The organism is Neptunomonas antarctica, assembly GCF_001305295.1.
GTDB classification, from domain to species: Bacteria; Pseudomonadota; Gammaproteobacteria; order Pseudomonadales; family Balneatricaceae; genus Neptunomonas; species Neptunomonas antarctica.
The window spans coordinates 76,089-95,576 of record NZ_LJSI01000036.1 but is presented as its reverse complement, the minus strand read 5'-3'; the positions used below and the strand labels follow the sequence as shown (position 1 = coordinate 95,576).

Sequence of the window (19,488 nt, the reverse complement as noted above, 5' to 3'; positions counted from 1 at the left end):
AATCCGTGTACCAGTACCATCCGAACGGGAGTTGAATTCGCCAGTGTCGATGTATGGCTTGGTAAATATGTGTTGAATGAATCATAAACGTATAAATCATATCATCATGATTTCAGTGATTATAGTGGAGTGTGATTTTCTAGAATTTAAATTTAAAACAAGGAAGTATATGATATGAAAAAAATGTTATTTTCTATATTGTTGTTTTTTATGACAATAACAAATGTTATTTCGTCTGAACTAAAAATGCCAGTGTCAGGAATATCTGTTGATATACCTGATGGATACGCTCTCTACCAGGTTGAATTAGGCACCTATTTCGGTAAAAGTGATTTAATTACTAATGAAGTTCAGAGTCTTGTTATTACTTTTATGAAGCCGAATGGCGATTTGCAGGTAAATTCGGATATGGTTGCAGGAATCCGAGATGGTATGGTTAAAGGCGGGTACAAAACATCTGAAATAATGATTGATGTTCATCAAAAGGGTAAAATCAAAGTGTTAAAGGCTCAGTTAGGAAATGAGGTGAGAGTATATATTCCTTACGCACATCAAAATTTGATAATTCTTGCACAAATAGAAGGTGAGAAACCTGAATTACCAGCGGTGTTAATACACATCTTATCTTCAATTAAATAAGCCCAATAAATGGTATAGAGTCGCGTCTCTGTGGAAATGACCACTTTGAATCTAAACCTTTTTTACATTGCTAAGGACCAACAGCGGTCTGTAACATAACCGATGTTTTGGGCTTTTCTATTTCAAGCCAAGTGGGATTCTGCATTTATTTCCGGTCACGTATCCAGCAATAGGCATCGTTAAGCTCTTACCTATCCATCCGGAACTTGTTTATGTATTTTAACTGCCTTAGACACGACAACCCTGAGTTAAAGGCCGATGAGCCTGTGATGATACTTTGCGGATATAGAGGGTGATTTGTCCGACCTCTACGCCAAACTTATGCATCGTTGCCCGATTAATCAGATTATTTTCATCAACCAGATACATCCAATCGTTTAGGTTTATTTCCCAGTGCTTATCATCAACAGGAATAGACAAGACGTAGCTCCAATTCAGTGCATTCCCTGCCACCAAGCCCTTAGCTTCACCTATAACGTCGCCTGCCGTACCCACATACTCTTTGTCTGACTTACTCAACTTCCAGCAACGGTGCTGCTCTTCCCCATCGGCAAAGAAAAACTGCTCATCAAGCACGCCTTTATCATCTTTCCACTGGCCCAGAATATCAGCCCTAAAGCGGCGACTGACTTTGCCTTTGTAATCCTGAACAATTCCGTAGGCTTCAAGATGACCGTTAAAAAACTCACTCAGATCCAGCTCAGGCTCCATATCACTATATTCATCAATATTGACGGCACAGCCGGATAGCAGAGGAATACTCACCACAAGAGCCGCCATCTTCAGATATGTCATATGCTTCAATCTCAGAATTTTCATTGTTTTACTCTCTCCTTAATTATCTCCTTAATTATCTCCTTAATTCTCATCTGAATTCTCCCCTGAGTTGTTTTGCCAAATCCGGATAGTTACTTTTATCAGAAAGCCAGATCTTAATAAAAGCGCTGCTGAACGCCGGATCTTTCAATGAACCAATCCAGCCCTTGTTGTAAAAGAAATGCCCGTCGCCTTCTGAATCAAGCCAGAAAGTCAGCTGATCTCCTTTTAGAATATCCGGCCAAATCTGTAACAATTTATTTAACCAGTGATCTACTTGCTCTGTTCCGGCAAATTGCTGAATCTGCTTTCGGGTTTCTTGCAAAAGATCTTTTCGGCTGATATTGCGGCGATAGTTAAGGTTGAGTATCAGAGGTTTATTATCATCGGAGTAAAACCCATCAGGGGTAAGTAGTTCAGCCTTGTAAACATCAAACCAGAGTATGCTTAACTCGGCTTCGCCTACACGCGTCCAGTTTTGAGGAAGCATTTTTCCGGATACGGCAAAAGAACACAGCAATAGCGCGCAAAAAAACACTTTTATAAACATATGTGTTTACTCAGATATTGACTCATAGTATGGGAGATCCACAGCAGCGCAGGGAACAGCAAAGCCCATACGCCTGCCAGAATAGCTGCGCTAATAACGGGAGCGAGCGGCAACTCAACAGCACCAAAATGTGCTGCCGAAAAGTAGGTAACACACCCTGCAATAGCGCCGGCAATAGAAGCTATCCTGTATTTTTCAGAAAAGAAATGAAGGCTATATCTGAGGGTTGAACAAAAGCCAATCCATAAAAAAAATAACCACACAGGCGTAATACCCTGAGCTTGCTCAAACCTGAAAACGCCAGCGATTGTCAATATATAGTCAACGCTGTAGCCCACCAAAGCGACCACTAACACAATCGGTAATTCAATCCAGGACTTTGCAACAAACACAAAGTGAAGCAGCAAAAGTACGGCAATCCAGAGCAGCGCATCATTACCGATGAAAATACTTAAAGCCCAAATCAGATTGAAACCCATCAAATTGATCCATAATTTCCACGTTAGGCCCAACAACATCTCTACCTCCACTATTTTATTGCATACGGCTTAACTATCGAATTGGATCAGCGCAGAAAAAGAATACCGCCTCTACACTCTTACACTATTGATTTAGAGCACTATGGGAGTTCAAGATAGACAGGTAGCCGGTATACCGATAATTTCCGTTTGAGCAGAGTTTATCAATTCAGATAGTTACAGTGACTGCTCTACGCTGATTAGCCGTATAGCTGACAATTTAAAAATAATTCAGAGATGAGCACTATTTCTTAGGGCCGACCCATGAACATAACAATGTTTTCGCAACAAACAACACTGACTCCTCATACACTCAGATATTATGAAAAAATCGGTCTTTTAAGTAGCATTCAAAGAAGCACTAGCGGTCACCGCTTTTACACCTCCAAAAATTTAGCGTGGGCTAACTTTATTGTCAGGCTCAAAGAAACGGGCATGTCACTAGAAAATATTCTGCAATACTCACAGCTCAGAGCGATAGGAAAAAGCACCCTTAGAGCACGTCAGGTATTGCTAGAAGAGCATCGCGATAAGTTGAAAGTCAGAATTGAGAATGAACGCCAGCACTTACAAGCGCTGGAGAGTAAAATCGAGTACTACATCGAGCATGATCAAGTACAATTAACCCCTTGACTTAGAGTTAACTCTAACTTGTAAGCTTGCTGCATCTGTCTATCAAATGGAGCGAGATGATGAATAAATCAAGATATGAAGCAGGTTATGAAAAGCTAACCGAGATTGATGGAGAGGCTGGACATAATGTTATCGAGAGCCTAAAAGACGTTTGTCCTGACTTGGCACGATACACCATTGAGTTTCCTTTCGGTGATATATACGCCCGCGAAGGTTTGGATTTAAAATCAAGAGAAATTGCAACAATAGCTGCTCTTACGGCATTGGGTAACTGCCAACCTCAATTAAAAGTGCATATAAATGCTGCTTTAAATGTGGGCTGTACGGTAAAAGAAGTGAAGGAAACCGTTTTACAAATGTGTGTGTATGCAGGCTTTCCCGCCGCCCTCAATGGCATGTTCGTAGTAAAAGAGGTTCTGACTGAACGCGGGCTGCTCTAGATATTTTAAATCAGAATTTCAAATTGGGCACTTAAAATTTAAAAGAGCACTCAACTCCTGAGTGCTCTCTCTTATTACGTTTTGTTATTTAAATGATTGTACTGGTTTTGCGTCCATCCCTAATAGTCTGTCAATCGACAGTATCCCCGGCCCCCGCGCAATGAGGACTAATAAAGTAACAGCCCACCACGATGCCGGATTGATCCAGTGATCCCATGTCGGAAAGACAGCCAACTGAATAAATAACACCATACCCATAAGCCCCAACGCGGCGAAGCGGGAGAACAAACCGATAATCAGTAATATAGGCAATAACACTTCCGCTATTCCGGCAAAAACGGCAAGCAACTCTATCATTCTCACAACAAAAGAGCCTTCAACGTAATCGAGTGTTTCGGGGTTACATAGCTGTAATGCACCTTCTCTTACTGGATCAGGGCAGAAAAATTCGTACATGAACAAGTCATATTTACCAACATTAAAGTCTAAAAATCCATTCCATTTGCTAAGCCCTGAGTCAAGAAACACTTTGGCCACCGTAAAGCGCAGCAAAAGCAACGCCAGCGGCTCCAAAAACCGTGTTAGTTGCTGGCCCATTTGTACGTAAAGCTGTCGGAATTTTTCTACTATGCTCATATTTATTCCTTATTATTTTTTATATCAGGTCTGATTCTGGTCTGTATTGCGTCATATCAGTCTCTAACAGCTCATTCTGTAAACAAGCAGAAAAGATGTCACTCACATCAAAATCAGGATCAACCTCTAACGCCGCCGCGAATCCACTATCAAGTGTACTGTCCACCCTTTGTAAGGCTCGCATAAGCGCCGCCTCAGGCACCGAGAGCGATCGCGCTTGTACCGCTCCTTGTCTGCGCCAAAACATAACAAGATCATTTGTTGATGCGCTATTTCCCTGCTCGTCCTCTTTTTGATTGGTTTTCAATGAAAGCCATTGCGAAAAAGCACTTGCGCCCACATCACATAGAATAACGCTTGGGCTAAGCCGTACTTCCACTAACGCAAGATCATGTCCTTGCGCCACCAGCCATGCGACATGTTCACCTCGTAATACTTGCTCCGAATCCGCACTCATCAGGCTTGTTAGCCATGCATAATCAAGATGTGCCAGGTCAGCTATATTGACCGGCAAGGCCTGCGACTCATTAGTCACTAACCCGGAAAAAAAATCCGCAATAAAGCCAGAAAAATTCTGCCCATAACCCACCAAGGTACCCTTTTCAGGCGGATAGTGATCAACATAGATATGGGCGGCATTTCTAAAGCTTTCATTACCCACTAGCTTTTCACACATGGGAAAATTAGCCGACAATGCATCAATACAGCCTTTATAGAATCCATTACGATACACAGCCATACGCTTGATGTGTTCAGGATTAACACAAAAATCATGCATCCTATTTGCGTCACCCGTGCGCAGATAATGCGCAAAGGCAGCGATGTAATCATCAACAGCCATCAACGAGACCCCTTATACGTACACTGGTCCAAAAAACGCTGGGCTTTTTGTTGCTCCCGCATCAATTCGGCAAACGCAGGTATATTTGCATCGCGCTCCACCAACACAGGCTGGTGTCCGAAAATACTCAGTGCTTGCTCTAATAACGCCCAAACAGACGAATCAACCTCAGCGGCATGACTGTCTATCAGTAACGCCCGCCCTAACTCGGGATCGGGGTCGTGCCCTGCAATATGAATTTCACCGACAAGACTCGCGGGGATCTGTTGCAAGTACGCGAGCGCATCAATACCCGTATTCTGGCTACTGATATATAAATTATTAATATCGATTAACAAACCACAGCCGCTACGATTAGCGGCCTCAACCAAGAACTGTGGTTCATCCATTTCACTCACGAAATCCAGATAGTTACTCGGATTCTCAATCAGAATGCGGCGCCCTACACCTGTTTGATAAACATCGATGCCGTCAATCAATGACTGTAGCGCATCGTGCGTTCGAGGTAACGGCATAAGATCCGCAAAGTATCGACCATCGACACGCGACCAAACCGCGTGCTCTGAAATGAGGCGGGGCTGGAATTCATCGATTAAAGCCTTTACCTGCTTTACATGCGCAGGCATTGATTGATGGTCATAGCCCAACGACCCCCCTACTCCGTGAAAACTGAGCTCAAAGTTCTCACGGACTGATCTGAGGTAATTTAATCGAGGCCCACCGGCTACAAAATAGTTTTCCGTATGAACCTCAAACCACAAACCATTACCGGAGGGATTTGCATCCCCCGCAGGTAACGCCAAAACGTCATCCAGATGCTCAGCTTTTAAACCAAGGCCAGCACCCAAATGATCACCAACAATTTCAGATTGCCGAGGCGGGGAAAAAGGATTAGCCTTCAAGTGACCCATTGCCATTAGGCGTCACGATTGATTCACACGTACCCTTAGGCGCAAAAGTCCAGGAATTCGCCTGAAAATCCTTAGTTGACGTTCCTTCACAACTGGTACCAGCGCCCGCGGCACAATCATTCTCTCCCGCTAAAGCAATACCAAAGCATTTATCTTTACGTCCACTGATTTTATCGCCAGCCATCCAGGTTTGAAATTGCTCCTGTACTTTCGCAGAGGCACCTTCAGCAAGCGTTAATTGGCTGTTCGGGCCAGCGACTGCGCCGGTACTTAATAGCGCGACTGATGCACCAAGTAAAAGTGCTGCTGTTACATTAGTTACGCCCGTTGTTTTAGCTACTTGAGTTACGTTTGTTTTTTTCATTATTTTTCGCTCCTGATTATGTATGCGGTACTTTATTTTTTATAAAATTTATCAATCTAAAAGCGGACTATTATCGGTAGCCCGCAAAATGCTTTTCTGTGTCAGAATTTGTAACACATCTAAATATTTCTGAAGTCTATACCAGGTTTGCTAATTCCCCCAACCTCATCGTTACTGCTTGGTGAGTTAACTTTAAACAACCAAACTGAAATGAAACTGAAATGAAACTGAAATAGTCAGATTATTTATACAATAAGTCTCTAATCATGAATGTACGCCGTTAAAAGCTATTAGATATAGACATTTGACACATCATTTTCATCCTACAATATTAGTCTAAATATTTCGATTCACTCTTATACTACACACTGAGATTACTATAGCAGGTAAAGACAGGCAGATTCCTTTCAGAACCGATGATGTAAATTTCGACGCTAAAGTTCACGGCGGCGCCGTGATGAAATGGATCGATTTTTCTTGTGGGTAATATTGCTGAAGTGACCGCTCAAGTTATCTACACAGGCCGCTGCCCCATACATATCGGTATTGATGTGCGCACAGGGAATCCGACAACACAGGATCACCATCTCACGACTCACTGTATTATTATGGTTACCGTAGATACTTAAGGAAAACCTACTGATCACGCTATACCGCATTTAAAATGATCAACACGCCCGTAGCTGATAGCTGGCTTTTTTGCTATGCTTTTCGACCCTGTTCATCGGGCATGCAGAACAATGCCCTCCATCGGATAATAAGTGATTGCCATGAGTAAATATTGGAGCGAAGCGATCCAGAACCTGACCCCTTACGTACCCGGCGAACAGCCTAAGGGCAGTAATATCATTAAATTAAACACCAATGAAAATCCGTTTCCACCATCACCTAAAGTAGCAGAAGCGATTCATCAGTTTGATACTGATCGTCTGCGCTTATATCCAGACCCAGATGCGTCAGCACTCAAGCAGACGTTGGCTGATCACTTTGAGGTCGCTCCTGATCAGGTATTTGTCGGCAATGGCTCCGATGAAGTATTAGCACATACGTTCATGGCCTTTTTTCGCCAGCCAAAACCACTGTTGTTGCCTGACATTTCCTACAGCTTCTATGATGTGTACTGCAACTTATATGCTATTGAAGCCGTTCATATCCCTCTTCAGGATGATTTTCTGCTGGCCCTGGAAGATTATACTCAAGCTAATGGTGGCATTATATTCGCTAACCCGAATGCTCCTACAGGACGTGCATTAACGCTGGATCAGATAGAAGTATTATTACAACGCAATACAGAAACAGTGGTTGTCGTTGATGAAGCTTATGTCGATTTTGGTGCAGAAACTGCTATTAAGCTTGTCAATCAATACCCTAACCTTCTAGTAATCCAAACTTTTTCAAAATCGCGTTCCCTGGCCGGCATGCGCGTTGGTTTTGCGATTGGTAATGCAGAACTAATTGAAGGATTGGAGCGTGTTAAAAACAGCTTTAACTCCTATCCACTGGATATGCTCGCACAAGTCACCGCGATTGCTGCCATAGAAGATAATCAATATTTTCTTGAATGCACACAGCAGATTATCCAGACGCGTGATTGGACCACCGTGCAATTAGAGTCGTTAGGGTTTAAGGTTATACCGTCAAAAACAAACTTCTTGTTCACCTCTCATCGCTATATTGCCGGTGCGGAGCTGATGGGATTTTTACGCACACATAGCATTCTGGTTCGCCACTTTAGTCGTCCGGGCATTGATAATCACCTACGTATTACTATTGGTACAGAATCTGAAATGCAGGCGTTAATTGATTGCATCAAACGCCATCCCGATATTATTTCGCTTTAGCTCTCTTTTGATGTGACTCTTTACGATGCGGCTACCTCGCGCTATCCATGTATAGTGCGAGGCTTCATTAGTTAATATTACTCACTTCATTTAAAGAACAATGAGTTCCCTTGCTGTATCGGTAATGGCTGTTAGACTCCATCTTTAGCTCTAGGATGTATGTTGTGACTGAATCAAACCGTGGTTTATTACTTGCCCTATTCGCCTATACGATGTGGGGTGGTTTCGCGCTGTTCTTTAGCCTGTTAAAGCATATTCCCGCCACAGAAGTGCTGCTGCACCGCGTGCTCTGGTCTTTTGTTTTTGTCGCTATCATCCTGACATTCACCCAACATTGGGCACGCGTAAAAGCAGCGCTGATGAACCGCACGCTTGTTTTCTCATTATTTTGCTCTTCACTATTAATTGCTGCTAACTGGGGAGTTTATATCTGGGCGGTGAGTGTCGGCCGTGTGATCGACGCCAGCCTCGGTTATTTTATCAGCCCTCTTGTCGCTATCTGTCTAGGGGTTATCTTTTTTAAAGAACAACTCGCCGCTTACCAGAAGGTAGCGATAGTGTTGGCCATCCTGGGAGTCGGATACAAAATAGTGGGTGTGGGTGAGCTTCCCTGGATTGCCCTTACTTTGGCGCTCTGTTTTGGATTTTACGGACTCGTGCGCAAAAAGACACAGGTTGATACAGTGACTGGCCTCATGCTGGAAACCTTATTGTTACTTCCCTTCGCCCTAGGCTACTGGCTCTGGTTATCGCAACAGAGCGAGCAACACTTCACTATAGGCCTGAATGGGGTTCTACTCATACTAACAGGCTTTTTAACTGCCTTGCCATTACTGGCTTTCGCCGCAGCAGCACATCGGCTTAGCCTGACAGTATTAGGATTTATTACGTACCTTGCTCCCACGCTACAACTATTAAGCGCGGTACTGATTCTTGACGAGCCTTTTGATAAAAGTGATTTAATAACGTTTTCACTGATATGGCTGGCACTTCTGATATTTTCCGGCGGTGCAATCTGGCGCCGTATAAAAGCGCCAGTGGTCATATCTTAAACACTTAACGCTTACACTTCGTCCCCTTCAATGCGGTTAGTGCCACTCTGCTTGGCAATAAACAAATTTTCCTCAGCACGCTTGAGCAGACTATCAGGTGTGTCCTGAGAATCACGCAATGATGCTGTACCGATACTGACGGTAAACTCAAGCTCACCCGACGGCCCCACAACACACTGCTCTTGTGCCAGTTTACGGACGCGCTCTGCAGCTAACAACGCCTGCTCACGATTGGTTTCAGGCAGGAACATGACAAAACGATCATCCGCATACCGGGCAAAGAAATCTGCCGTCCGTTGAAAAGCATGCATGGCCTCAACAAACTGCTGCAAGACCTTATCTCCGGTATCCAAACCGTATTGATCATTAACCTGACTAAAATGATCAATATCGATCAATAAAACCGAACAAACCCAATCATAACGTTGCGCCTGCGCCACTGACTGCTTAAGAATAGTCATGAGGGAACGTTGATTGTATGCACCCGTTAATGGATCCCGTTGTGACAACTTAACTACTTTTTGCTCCTGTTGAGCGGGTTGAGATATATTTTTCGCAACCCAAATCAACTCAGTGTCACTTACATCTACCAGCTTTGTCTCCCATGTTTGAGTGAGCCTCAGGCCCAACTCATGCCAATGAAAAGAATGCTCTGGCTTCATCAATAGTGTTAATTTCTGTGGCTCATGTGTTTCAAAAGCCTTATCAATCTGTGCCGATACGTCGCCTGCCAGGTCCTCAGAAAACAACGCTGAAAAAGTTCTGGATATCATTTGATCTGTCTTCAGCCAATCAGCGCTGCCTGCATTAACACTAATCACTTCTCCCGCGCCATTTAAATGTATAACTATTTGATCGATAGCTGTCAGTAAACACTCAAAGCGACGTTGCTGCAAACCTTCGGAGTCCGTCATTTCAATCTCCCTTACCAAAATTATTTAACAAACGTTATAGCACAGCTAGTGAAGCTTGTTATCCGAAATTAAGATTAAATAGGCTCATTGTTATTACTGTATAAAAACAGACGCTTTATAGACGCTGTTTAGCCATTAAAACCATCGTCGGTGTATCTGATTTTTATAAAGCATTCATGAACGCCTATTAACAGAGCTACTTAATAAACCGTCTAACCAAACGCGCTGAATCCCCGAAGAGATCCAACGAATAATGTACAGGATGTTTATCCAGCGTCTCAATCAGACAAGTTATATCTTCAGGCTTACCGGTAAAACCAGCATCCAATAACAACGTTGATTCGCCTTCCAGGTGGAGACGAACACGCCCCAATGACAGTTGGTCTTCATCTTCATTGTGGACGCTGCGCTCCCAACCGGACGCAATCAATCCCGAGACCAACACCTGGCGCTTTTGCTGTGTTTGAACGGTACCCAATAACTTGTAAATTTGCATCGCATTTCCTAGCTGTAACGGATCGGGGAGAATAAAGTTACTGTGCGCACGCTGCTTGCTCCGCTAATAAGCGCACCCGGACTAAACGCTTAGCTTCACGCCGTTCCTGCATCGTCAATACCGCTTCATCACCAATATGTCCTTCGCCACGTTCACGCGCTATTTGCATCTGCTTTTCGCGCTGACTGAAGCGATCAATCTGGTCTTGAGTATGCTTACCGAAACAATGGGGGCAGCTTACGCCCTGCTGAAAGTGTTCACTAGCTTTGTCTATTTGCGTAATCGGCATACGGCAGGCGTTACATTGCTCATATTGCCCTTTTTCAAGTTGATGATTTACCGTCACCCGATCATCGAAAACAAAGCACTCCCCTTCCCAAAGAGACTCGTCCTGAGGAACTTCTTCTAAATATTTAAGAATCCCACCTTTCAGATGATACACCTCATCAAAGCCCTGCTGCTTCATGTATGCCGTCGACTTCTCACAACGAATGCCACCGGTGCAGAACATAGCGACCTTTTTATGCTTTGCGGGGTCCATATGCTGCTTAACATACTCAGGAAACTCTCTAAAACTATCGGTTTGTGGATTAACAGCGTGTTTGAAAGTACCAACCTGCACCTCATAATCATTACGGGTATCCACCAGCACAACATCTGGATCACTGATGAGTGCGTTCCAGTCTTTGGGCTCAATATAGGTGCCCACCACACGTTTCGGATCGATGCCTTCTACGCCCAGCGTGACAATCTCTTTCTTAAGCTTAACTTTGCAGCGCTTGAAAGGCTGCTGTTCATGCAATGATTCTTTATAATCAATATCAGATAAACGCTTATCAGAGGCAAACCAAGCCAGTAATGTATCAATCGCTTCACGTGTTCCTGCAACGGTGCCATTGATCCCTTCTTGAGCCAACAACAGTGTTCCCCTCACGCCGTTACTCTTCATCACATCATGCAAAGGCGCGCGTAGCTCCTGATAATCCTCCAGTACAACAAATTTATACAGGGCACACACGACTGTGTGGGACATAGAGATTCTCCGAATTCAATTCAAAATGACGCACAATTATACGCAAATCCAAGCAAACTGTCGCTAATAACCACATGTACTACGCTTGAATTAATTTCTATTAGACGTTCTCCACCGCAACTGAGATGATTAGACTACTCATGCTTATTTATTTAACCGCTTAAGAGAACTTTCATGAAACAATTTATGCTTAGCGCTATTATGATCATTGCATCAACGACAATAGCAAACACGGCCAGCGCGTCAGATAGCATTCCTTTTAACGCGGGCAAATGGGAGATTGTCAGCAAGGCAACGATGCCGATGCTAGCCCAACCCATAACCAATAAAAATATTGAATGCATCAAAGAGAACACACTCAGCGCTGCTCACTTTGCTGAAAAAACGCAGGGCAATTGCCACGCTACAGATGTGAGTGCAGCAGGCCAGAATATCAAATGGAAGATGGCTTGTAATCTTAATGGAAGCCAAATGACGGGCTACGGAAACATGCACGTAGCTGACACTTACATTAAGGGCAACGTCACCATGGTGATGTCTTTACAGGGCATAAATATGGATATGAAAACCACGTGGGAAGGCAAACGTTTAGGCGCATGCAACTGACGGTTGACTTCAATTATTTGCAACGAAAATATTCGACACATTCTTGAGCCACGACCATCACGACAAGGTCGAGGCTCGATCAGGACTAGCCAATAATCACATCGAGATCCATCAAAAAAAGGTAAGCTAATTCGTGCTACAAATATCAAGCAACGTTATGCTCCATGACAACGAGATAGAGCTCACCCCTATTCGCGCTCAGGGAGCTGGCGGACAAAATGTTAATAAAGTATCGAGCGCTATTCACTTACGGTTTGATATTACAGCATCCTCGCTGCCAGAATTCTACAAAGAACGGTTGTTAAACCTAAATGACCAGCGCATCAACAAAGAAGGCGTTATCGTCATTAAAGCACAACAGTATCGTACTCAAGAAAAAAATAGAGACGATGCCTTCGAAAGACTTACCGAACTGATTAGGAGTGTAACTGCACCACAAAAAATCCGGCGACCGACCAAACCAACCAAAGGATCAAAAACAAGAAGACTGGATAGCAAAAATAAGCGTGGCAAAACAAAAGCGATGCGCGGAAATGTATCTGAGTGATCGCTACCTGAGCGGATACACTCTTTTAATACATGCTGTATATGCATCCGGGACTAATCCAGCATATAACCCTGAGCATTCACACTAGCAGAACTTTCAGATTCAGAAATTGCATCTAACGACTTCTCGATCCATTGGCCACTTTCTCCTCGCATCCAGCTGGCTGACAATTCATTTTGCAGAAAATCAGTCCAATTTGTCACGTTCAAACGTTGTGACACTGGCAATTGTAATGGCAGGTTCTTGAGTATTGAAAATACTTCGAAAGGAATCTTAAAGTCGCGAAACTGCCTGCGGGCAAATAACTGTAATTGCCGCCCCGTACATGCCGCAGGAATTAACACTTTGCTCGATGCAACCTGCATCCAGGGATCGACCCCTTTAACTCCCAACTCTTCGTAAGAGAGCGGGGATATACCATAAAAGTTAAAAGCCCGAAGATAAATCTGCCTTAAATAAGCATCATAACATTGGTTTTTAATTGCATCTAAGCGCCGCATGCAACTCATTTTCTGCACCACCAATGCAGCCGAAGCCAGCGCATAAGGGCGACCCAGAACCGCAATCTCTTTTAGCTCTTCATGCTCTTTTCTGATCCAATGACTGACTGGTCTCTCATGGCGCCAAATACGAACCAAAACCTTTTCATTCAACTGAAAGGGTACATTAAGATCAGCAAAAACACCGCCAACACCAAAACGGACTGTCAATAGATCTGGTTGAATACTCCCCAACAGCGCTTCGATAGCACATCCTGCCCGCTCATGAAAACGAGTGTAATCAGCAGCATACTTATCAGCATACTCCTCAGGCTTATTAAGAATTGAGATCAAATCAGGAACAAACCATTCAGCCAATAATCGCAGCTCAGCTTCGGTCACTATGCTGCTTACATCTGACTCAGGCTCAAGCAGACTAAACGCATGACCCTGGCTAAACGTACTACCCGGAATCAAGTCTTCAGAAGTATCGGGGGCTTGTAAGCGCTGACTGAACCGAAGCATAAATACTCTCTAAAAAGGGCGTACAAAATAGTACATAATTATGAAGACCAATCACTCCATAAAAAAATATCTCTATTTTACTTTAGTCTCTGAGTATCCTACTCATATGAAGAGGACTCTACTTCAGACTTTAGCATGATTTTATTCAGTACCCGTGAGGCTGCGACCATGCCGAATGTTGCCGTCACAACAGTTGCAGCACCAAAACCACCGTCACAATCCAACCGAGTCTGACCATCTGATAAGCCTTTTTGGCTACCTACGGAGCCATCCGGTTGCGGATAACGCAACTGTTCTGTGGAGAATACGCATTCAACACCAAATTTCTTACCACTTTTACTGAACCCATAATGACGCCGCAGGTATGAACGAACCCTAGCCGCTAACGGATCGTTAAATGTCTTCGACAGGTCAGCAACACTCACACCGGTAGGGTCTATTTGCCCACCCGCACCGCCGACCGACACAATAGGGATTTTAAAGCGCTTACAAAAACCGATAAGCGCCGCTTTGTCTTTAACGCTATCAATCGCATCAACCACATAATCAAAACACTCTTGTATTAGCTCAGGAATGTTCTCACTATTAACGAACGCATGCTCTTCATGCACCAGACATTCAGGATTAATCAAGCGTATACGCTCGGCCATCACAGCAATTTTAGAGTGCCCGATAGTGCCATCCAACGCATGAATTTGACGATTAATATTCGTTTCACAAATATCATCCTGATCAATCAGAGTAATTTCACCCACACCCGAGCGTGCCAGTGCTTCAGCTACCCAGGAACCGACTCCGCCAATACCAATCACACACACGTGCGATCCACGAAAACACTCAACAGTATCTACACTGTAAAGACGACGCGTTCCGCCAAATCGATTATCAAATGCAGACACTACTAAACCCTATCTATAAAAAGCTGTAAATTTAAAGATCATCGTCCGTTAATTCGGTATAAACCTGCTCACCACATTGAGAACACGTACCTTCCACAAAAATGGTTCTATCAAGTTCATACTCAACAGGCGTATGCATGCCTAAGTCGGCTGCCTGGCATTTATCACACCACGTCTGAGTCAGAAACGCTTGCTGCTCTTCTTCATCACGCGAAAAAAAATCACGCTCTATTCTTTTATCATCTACTGACTCATCGCTGACCTGACTATCTTTTTTTGACATTATGACAACTCCTGTTTTTGGGCTTAATAATAAGGCTCAATAAATAATGCGGGATCACACCGCTATGACCAATACTTCGTAAGATGTTTACGTAGAAGAAGGGATTCATGGGTAAATCGGAATAATAATTCATATCTGATTCAAATAATAAACTGTTCAGTCATGACTACCAGCCCATTTCCTGCTTGATAAAAGGGATAGTCACTTTTCTTTGCGCTCTCAGCGACGCTTTATCCAAGCGATCCAACATCAGACAGAGATCATTCATACTACGGCTGGCATGATGCACCAAATATTTAGCGACCTCTTCAGGAAGCTCAATTCCACGAATTTTTGCACGTAACTGAATCGCCTGAACCTTGTCATCATCATTCAACGCTGTAACGTTAAACACTGCGCCCCAGCTTAAACGGGATACCAGGTCGGGGAGTTTAATCTTCAGTTGACGTGGGGCTGAATTAGCGGCAACAATCAGGGTATTCTGCTCCTGCCTGATACGATTATATAAATGGAACAGCGCCTCTTCCCATTCGGGCTTATTAGCAACCGCTTCAATATTATCGACACAGATCAGATCCAGATACTCCATCCCTTCAAGAATAACCGGGCTTAAGCTCATCAATTCATTTAAAGGCAAATAAACAGCAGTCAGTTTACGCGGCTCAGCCGCATGACATGCCGCTTGCAGCAAATGAGAACACCCAGAGCTCTTTGCGCCCCAGATATACAAAAATGACTCACCTTCTCCAACCGCAGCCTGACGTAGCATTTCACAAACAAGACCATTACTTCCCGTCTGAAAATTTGCAAATCGCGCAGCATCCCTCAGAGTCACCCCTAATGGAAGCTGTTGTGGCGCATTAGCGCTGCTCATTAACTTCTGTATCCTGTACGTTCAACGATTCATCTTCGGTGATTTCTTTAACCATTCCAGTGCCATACAGGTGACTGTTTTTATAGCCATGATGGAGGTGACGCAAAAATACCATAATTACAGCGGCTACCGGAAGCGCTATCAACACCCCGACAAAACCAAAAAGCTGTCCTCCGGCCATGATAGCAAAAATCACAGCAACAGGATGCAATCCAATTTTATCGCCGACAAGCAATGGGGTAAGCACCATGCCTTCCAATGCCTGACCCACACCAAAGACAGCAGCCACCCATAACAATATCATCGGGTCATGGAATTGCAGGTAAGCGGCAATTCCCGCCGCAATAATGCCGACGATAAAGCCCATATAAGGAACAATACTCGCCAAGCCAGCGAGCATACCTAACAGCAGCGCTAAATCAAGACCAATCAGCCAAAGCCCCACAGCATAGACACAGCCTAATACCAACATAACTAATAGCTGGCCTTTCATGAAAGCGCCCAGCACCTCATCGCTCTCTTTAGCCCAGCGAGAGACAGTAGGCTCAAGATTACGGGGCAGAAGATAACCAATTTTTTCAATCATCACATCCCAATCACGCAGCAGATAAAACGTCACGACGGGGATCAATAACAGATTAGCCAGCCATCCGACGATAGCCAATCCAGAACGGGTAATATAAGCAGCAACCTGCGCCATAATATCGCCCGTTTTCTGCCAATGGCTAGCGGCAAGATCCTTAAATGATTGTAAATCACCAAAAGAAACGTCATCACCCAGATAAGCCTGAATAGCGGGAAGCGCCTTGTCTTCAAATAATGCGATAACGGATGGTACCTGCAGAATCATCACCTGAACCTGATGGCTCAACTTAGGAACAAGCAGAAGCACAAGCAATATTGATAGCGTTATCAGAAAGACGAACACAATCACGACAGAGTTCGTACGTGACACACCCGCCAACTCCAGACGGTCAGCAACCGGGTCTGTGAGATAGGCCAGTAACGCCCCCACCAGAAATGGTGACAATATAGGCCCCAGCAAATACAATAAATAACCAGAAACCAAAGTAACCAGCAATAGGAAAAAGCGTTGTGACGTGACAAAATCATCCATTAAAACGACCCATTCAAACCATTTATTAAAGCTACCATTGACATCTCACTTACTGCGTCTACTTAACCAACGCCACTGTAAAAATTGATCTACTGACGGCTGCAAAGAACGCATTAACATCATCCTTCGATCAAGCCCCAGCATCTTTATTAATACCTTCTTATTCAATCTGCTTTGCAACGACAAGTTCAAGGTCTTATTGACCATAGAGACAACCACTACATCATCAATGACAGCGAACGCGCGAACATACTCAAGAATTGCTGCATAGTCTGCCATATTTTCTACGCTTGTCACGGTTATCTGGTACGTATTTATCTTATCTATACCCGTTCCATATCATCCCAGAAGCTTGCATCACCGATTCGAAACTCTTTAATATAGGCTGAAAGTGCTCGCGGCAAAGCATTTGCGATAAGCGCAGCACGCGTCACCCCACTGGCTTTTACCAATACCTCTTTTATCCCAGCGTTTAAAGAAAGCTCATCCGCAACGACTAGCTGGTCAGAAACTAACATCTTACTTTGATACAGGTTCCCGACAACGCCGGCCTTAATAGCCCCGGAGCTTAACCCTAGCATTGCGAACAAACACACCAAAAATAAGGATTTACCTCGTTTACCCGACAAAAATTATACAACCCTACAGAATATCAATTGAAAACTTTAACATACAATAGCCGCCACCTCTCCAACCTGTTAGAATGCAGCCCATATTTTTACCTGTTATTTTACCCTGTCCTGAAGGTTTAGCTGCATGTCTATTGGTTCTGACAAAACATCCCTGAGTTACAAAGACGCTGGCGTTGATATTGATGCAGGAAATGCATTAGTTGATCGCATTAAAGGTATCGCCAAACGCACAGCACGTCCTGAGGTTATGGGCGGTCTGGGTGGCTTTGGAGCACTGTGCGAAATCCCTGAAGGATATAAACAACCGGTTCTCGTATCTGGAACTGATGGCGTTGGTACGAAACTACGCCTGGCAATGGAACTACAAAAACACGACACAATCGGTATCGATCTGGTTGCTATGTGCGTCAATGATTTAGTGGTTGCTGGTGCAGAACCCCTTTTCTTCCTTGACTACTATGCAACAGGGAAATTGAATATCGACATGGCCGCTGATGTTGTTGAAGGCATCGGTAAAGGCTGTGAACTTGCTGGCGCTGCGCTGGTAGGTGGTGAAACAGCTGAAATGCCTGGCATGTATGAAGGCGACGATTACGATCTCGCAGGTTTCTGTGTTGGTGTCGTTGAAAAATCTGAAATCATCGATGGCAGTAAAGTCCGCGTGGGTGATACGCTGATTGGTTTAGCTTCTTCCGGACCACACTCAAATGGTTATTCGCTTATACGTAAAATAATCGAAATATCCAAAGTAGATCTGGAACAAGAGATAGAAGGACGCAAACTAAAAGAGGCGTTACTTGAACCAACGCGCATTTATGTTAAGTCTGTCCTGAATTTAATTAAAAACGGCCAGGTTAATGCCCTATCGCATATTACCGGCGGCGGCTTACTGGAAAATATTCCTCGCGTACTTCCAGAGAACGCCAAGGCGGTAATCAACACTAACTCCTGGATCCTGCCGGGCGTATTTCAATGGCTACAATCCGCTGGAAATGTTGAATCACGCGAAATGTACCGCACATTTAACTGCGGCGTCGGTATGGTGCTTTGCGTGCCTGCTGAACACGCTGATAAATCTCTGGCTCTGCTGCGAGAATCTGGTGAGAACGCATGGGTTATTGGTCATATCGATTCAGCCCAAGCGGGCGAAGAACAAGTAGAGCTTATCGACGCGGAGTAATCTGATGCCCCTGAAACGGATTGTAGTACTGATTTCGGGAAGCGGCTCCAACCTGCAAGCAATTATTGATGCCATCAATTCTGGTCGTATACATGGCCAGATTGTTCAGGTTATTAGTAACAAAGCCGACGCGTACGGTCTCGTACGCGCCGCTACTGCAGGGATCCCCACGGCCTGCATCGATCATAAAACCTACTCTTCACGAGAAGCTTTTGATGCAGACGTTCGCCAAATCATTGATGACACTGAAGCCGATCTGGTTATATTAGCCGGATTTATGCGCATCCTTTCTGCTGAGTTTGTAAAACACTACTCAGGCCGTATGCTGAACATCCATCCTTCGCTATTACCTAAATACAAAGGACTCCATACGCACCAACGCGCACTCAAAGCCGGAGATAATGAGCACGGCTGTACTGTTCACTTCGTTACCGAAGAACTAGACGGAGGGCCATTGTTAATTCAGGCCGTTGTCCCCGTAACCAGCGCTGATGATGAAGAAAGCCTCCAGCGCCGAGTCCATACTCGCGAACATATCGCCTACCCTCTCGCGGTAGAATTAATTTGCTCTAATAGAGTCAAATTTAGCACAAAGGGCATTTATCTGGACGATAAACTCTTACCGGACTCAGGCTTCAGATTAGGGTACGACGCTTAAGCCT

At 44.2% G+C, this 19,488-nt stretch carries 27 protein-coding genes; 10 read left to right on the top strand and 17 right to left on the bottom strand.

What is annotated here, in order from left to right; translation table 11 throughout:
- The first annotated feature begins 174 nt into the window (after window positions 1–174).
- The gene (locus tag Nant_RS09125) at window positions 175–639 is read left to right on the top strand and encodes a hypothetical protein (protein ID WP_054341336.1); all 465 of its coding nucleotides are present in this window, start codon (window positions 175–177) and stop codon (window positions 637–639) included.
- Window positions 640–867: 228 nt separating this feature from the next.
- On the opposite strand, the gene Nant_RS09120 is transcribed toward Nant_RS09125, so the two are convergent.
- From Nant_RS09120 to Nant_RS09110, 3 genes are read right to left on the bottom strand one after another with little or no spacing between them, the layout of a single operon-like run.
- Window positions 868–1,458 carry a DUF3833 domain-containing protein gene (locus Nant_RS09120; protein ID WP_238377102.1) on the bottom strand — a complete coding sequence of 197 codons (591 nt, stop codon included), beginning with the start codon at window positions 1,456–1,458 and terminating at the stop codon, window positions 868–870.
- Between the two features lie 46 nt (window positions 1,459–1,504).
- The gene (locus Nant_RS09115; protein ID WP_054341335.1) at window positions 1,505–2,005 is read right to left on the bottom strand and encodes a chalcone isomerase family protein; all 501 of its coding nucleotides are present in this window, start codon (window positions 2,003–2,005) and stop codon (window positions 1,505–1,507) included.
- Entirely contained in the window at window positions 1,996–2,484 is a 489-nt protein-coding gene (locus Nant_RS09110; protein WP_162224930.1) for a DUF2878 domain-containing protein, read from the bottom strand. Before Nant_RS09110 ends, Nant_RS09115 begins: the two co-directional genes overlap by 10 nt.
- 303 nt (window positions 2,485–2,787) lie before the next feature.
- Between Nant_RS09110 and Nant_RS09105 the strand changes: the two genes are divergently transcribed.
- Together Nant_RS09105 and Nant_RS09100 are read left to right on the top strand one after the other, a co-directional pair.
- A complete protein-coding gene (locus Nant_RS09105; protein ID WP_054341333.1) occupies window positions 2,788–3,156 on the top strand; it encodes a MerR family transcriptional regulator in 369 nt (122 codons plus the stop codon).
- A gap of 56 nt (window positions 3,157–3,212) precedes the next feature.
- A complete protein-coding gene (locus Nant_RS09100; protein ID WP_238377101.1) occupies window positions 3,213–3,596 on the top strand; it encodes a carboxymuconolactone decarboxylase family protein in 384 nt (127 codons plus the stop codon).
- An 84-nt stretch (window positions 3,597–3,680) separates the two neighbouring features.
- Here the strand turns inward: Nant_RS09100 and Nant_RS09095 are convergent, their stop codons facing one another.
- From Nant_RS09095 to Nant_RS21700, 4 genes are read right to left on the bottom strand one after another with little or no spacing between them, the layout of a single operon-like run.
- The gene (locus Nant_RS09095) at window positions 3,681–4,232 is read right to left on the bottom strand and encodes a DoxX family protein (protein ID WP_054341331.1); all 552 of its coding nucleotides are present in this window, start codon (window positions 4,230–4,232) and stop codon (window positions 3,681–3,683) included.
- Window positions 4,233–4,251: 19 nt separating this feature from the next.
- Window positions 4,252–5,073: an HvfC/BufC N-terminal domain-containing protein gene (locus tag Nant_RS09090; RefSeq protein ID WP_054341330.1), complete on the bottom strand. Its 822-nt coding sequence runs from the start codon at window positions 5,071–5,073 to the stop codon at window positions 4,252–4,254.
- Window positions 5,073–5,990, bottom strand: a complete 918-nt coding sequence (bufB, locus tag Nant_RS09085) for an MNIO family bufferin maturase (protein WP_202904976.1) — start codon at window positions 5,988–5,990, stop codon at window positions 5,073–5,075. Before bufB ends, Nant_RS09090 begins: the two co-directional genes overlap by 1 nt.
- Entirely contained in the window at window positions 5,965–6,348 is a 384-nt protein-coding gene (locus Nant_RS21700) for a BufA1 family periplasmic bufferin-type metallophore (RefSeq protein WP_054341328.1), read from the bottom strand. The genes bufB and Nant_RS21700 overlap by 26 nt, the downstream gene beginning before the upstream one ends.
- Before the next feature lie 479 nt (window positions 6,349–6,827).
- Here Nant_RS21700 and Nant_RS21530 point away from each other — a divergent pair, with 479 nt between their 5' ends.
- The 3 genes from Nant_RS21530 to rarD all read left to right on the top strand — a co-directional run bounded on the left by Nant_RS21530 (window position 6,828) and on the right by rarD (window position 9,241).
- On the top strand, window positions 6,828–6,977 hold the full coding sequence (locus tag Nant_RS21530) for a hotdog family protein (RefSeq protein ID WP_202904975.1): 150 nt from the start codon (window positions 6,828–6,830) through the stop codon (window positions 6,975–6,977).
- Window positions 6,978–7,118: 141 nt separating this feature from the next.
- The gene (gene hisC / locus Nant_RS09075) at window positions 7,119–8,189 is read left to right on the top strand and encodes a histidinol-phosphate transaminase (RefSeq protein ID WP_054341327.1); all 1,071 of its coding nucleotides are present in this window, start codon (window positions 7,119–7,121) and stop codon (window positions 8,187–8,189) included.
- A gap of 164 nt (window positions 8,190–8,353) precedes the next feature.
- Window positions 8,354–9,241, top strand: coding sequence for an EamA family transporter RarD (gene rarD, locus Nant_RS09070; protein ID WP_054341326.1), 888 nt, complete (start codon window positions 8,354–8,356; stop codon window positions 9,239–9,241).
- A gap of 11 nt (window positions 9,242–9,252) precedes the next feature.
- Here the strand turns inward: rarD and Nant_RS09065 are convergent, their stop codons facing one another.
- The 3 genes from Nant_RS09065 to trhO form a co-directional block, all read right to left on the bottom strand.
- Complete coding sequence (locus Nant_RS09065; RefSeq protein WP_054341325.1) at window positions 9,253–10,155, bottom strand: GGDEF domain-containing protein; 903 nt, start codon at window positions 10,153–10,155, stop codon at window positions 9,253–9,255.
- Window positions 10,156–10,351: 196 nt separating this feature from the next.
- Window positions 10,352–10,651, bottom strand: coding sequence for a hypothetical protein (locus Nant_RS09060; protein ID WP_054341324.1), 300 nt, complete (start codon window positions 10,649–10,651; stop codon window positions 10,352–10,354).
- Window positions 10,652–10,688: 37 nt separating this feature from the next.
- Window positions 10,689–11,684, bottom strand: coding sequence for an oxygen-dependent tRNA uridine(34) hydroxylase TrhO (gene trhO, locus Nant_RS09055; protein WP_054341323.1), 996 nt, complete (start codon window positions 11,682–11,684; stop codon window positions 10,689–10,691).
- 174 nt (window positions 11,685–11,858) lie between these two features.
- Here trhO and Nant_RS09050 point away from each other — a divergent pair, with 174 nt between their 5' ends.
- Together Nant_RS09050 and arfB are read left to right on the top strand one after the other, a co-directional pair.
- Window positions 11,859–12,290 (top strand): DUF3617 domain-containing protein, encoded by a 432-nt coding sequence (locus tag Nant_RS09050; RefSeq protein WP_054341322.1) that lies wholly within the window; start codon window positions 11,859–11,861, stop codon window positions 12,288–12,290.
- Window positions 12,291–12,423: 133 nt separating this feature from the next.
- Window positions 12,424–12,837 carry an alternative ribosome rescue aminoacyl-tRNA hydrolase ArfB gene (arfB, locus tag Nant_RS09045; protein WP_054341321.1) on the top strand — a complete coding sequence of 138 codons (414 nt, stop codon included), beginning with the start codon at window positions 12,424–12,426 and terminating at the stop codon, window positions 12,835–12,837.
- A gap of 53 nt (window positions 12,838–12,890) precedes the next feature.
- On the opposite strand, the gene Nant_RS09040 is transcribed toward arfB, so the two are convergent.
- The 7 genes from Nant_RS09040 to Nant_RS09010 form a co-directional block, all read right to left on the bottom strand.
- A complete protein-coding gene (locus Nant_RS09040) occupies window positions 12,891–13,841 on the bottom strand; it encodes a hypothetical protein (RefSeq protein ID WP_054341320.1) in 951 nt (316 codons plus the stop codon).
- 98 nt (window positions 13,842–13,939) lie between these two features.
- Complete coding sequence (gene tcdA / locus Nant_RS09035) at window positions 13,940–14,740, bottom strand: tRNA cyclic N6-threonylcarbamoyladenosine(37) synthase TcdA (protein ID WP_054341319.1); 801 nt, start codon at window positions 14,738–14,740, stop codon at window positions 13,940–13,942.
- A gap of 31 nt (window positions 14,741–14,771) precedes the next feature.
- Entirely contained in the window at window positions 14,772–15,023 is a 252-nt protein-coding gene (locus Nant_RS09030) for a hypothetical protein (protein WP_054341318.1), read from the bottom strand.
- A gap of 166 nt (window positions 15,024–15,189) precedes the next feature.
- Window positions 15,190–15,897 carry a DnaA regulatory inactivator Hda gene (hda, locus tag Nant_RS09025; RefSeq protein WP_054341317.1) on the bottom strand — a complete coding sequence of 236 codons (708 nt, stop codon included), beginning with the start codon at window positions 15,895–15,897 and terminating at the stop codon, window positions 15,190–15,192.
- Window positions 15,884–17,014 carry an AI-2E family transporter gene (locus tag Nant_RS09020; RefSeq protein ID WP_054341316.1) on the bottom strand — a complete coding sequence of 377 codons (1,131 nt, stop codon included), beginning with the start codon at window positions 17,012–17,014 and terminating at the stop codon, window positions 15,884–15,886. The genes hda and Nant_RS09020 overlap by 14 nt, the downstream gene beginning before the upstream one ends.
- Window positions 17,015–17,059: 45 nt before the next feature.
- Window positions 17,060–17,293 (bottom strand): hypothetical protein, encoded by a 234-nt coding sequence (locus tag Nant_RS09015; RefSeq protein ID WP_054341315.1) that lies wholly within the window; start codon window positions 17,291–17,293, stop codon window positions 17,060–17,062.
- A gap of 44 nt (window positions 17,294–17,337) precedes the next feature.
- Window positions 17,338–17,595 carry a DUF2066 domain-containing protein gene (locus Nant_RS09010; protein ID WP_054341314.1) on the bottom strand — a complete coding sequence of 86 codons (258 nt, stop codon included), beginning with the start codon at window positions 17,593–17,595 and terminating at the stop codon, window positions 17,338–17,340.
- A gap of 175 nt (window positions 17,596–17,770) precedes the next feature.
- On the opposite strand from Nant_RS09010, the gene purM reads away from it, so the two are divergent.
- Both purM and purN read left to right on the top strand, forming a co-directional pair.
- Entirely contained in the window at window positions 17,771–18,826 is a 1,056-nt protein-coding gene (purM, locus tag Nant_RS09005; protein ID WP_054341313.1) for a phosphoribosylformylglycinamidine cyclo-ligase, read from the top strand.
- Between the two features lie 4 nt (window positions 18,827–18,830).
- Complete coding sequence (purN, locus tag Nant_RS09000; protein WP_054341312.1) at window positions 18,831–19,484, top strand: phosphoribosylglycinamide formyltransferase; 654 nt, start codon at window positions 18,831–18,833, stop codon at window positions 19,482–19,484.
- Window positions 19,485–19,488: the final 4 nt, after the last annotated feature.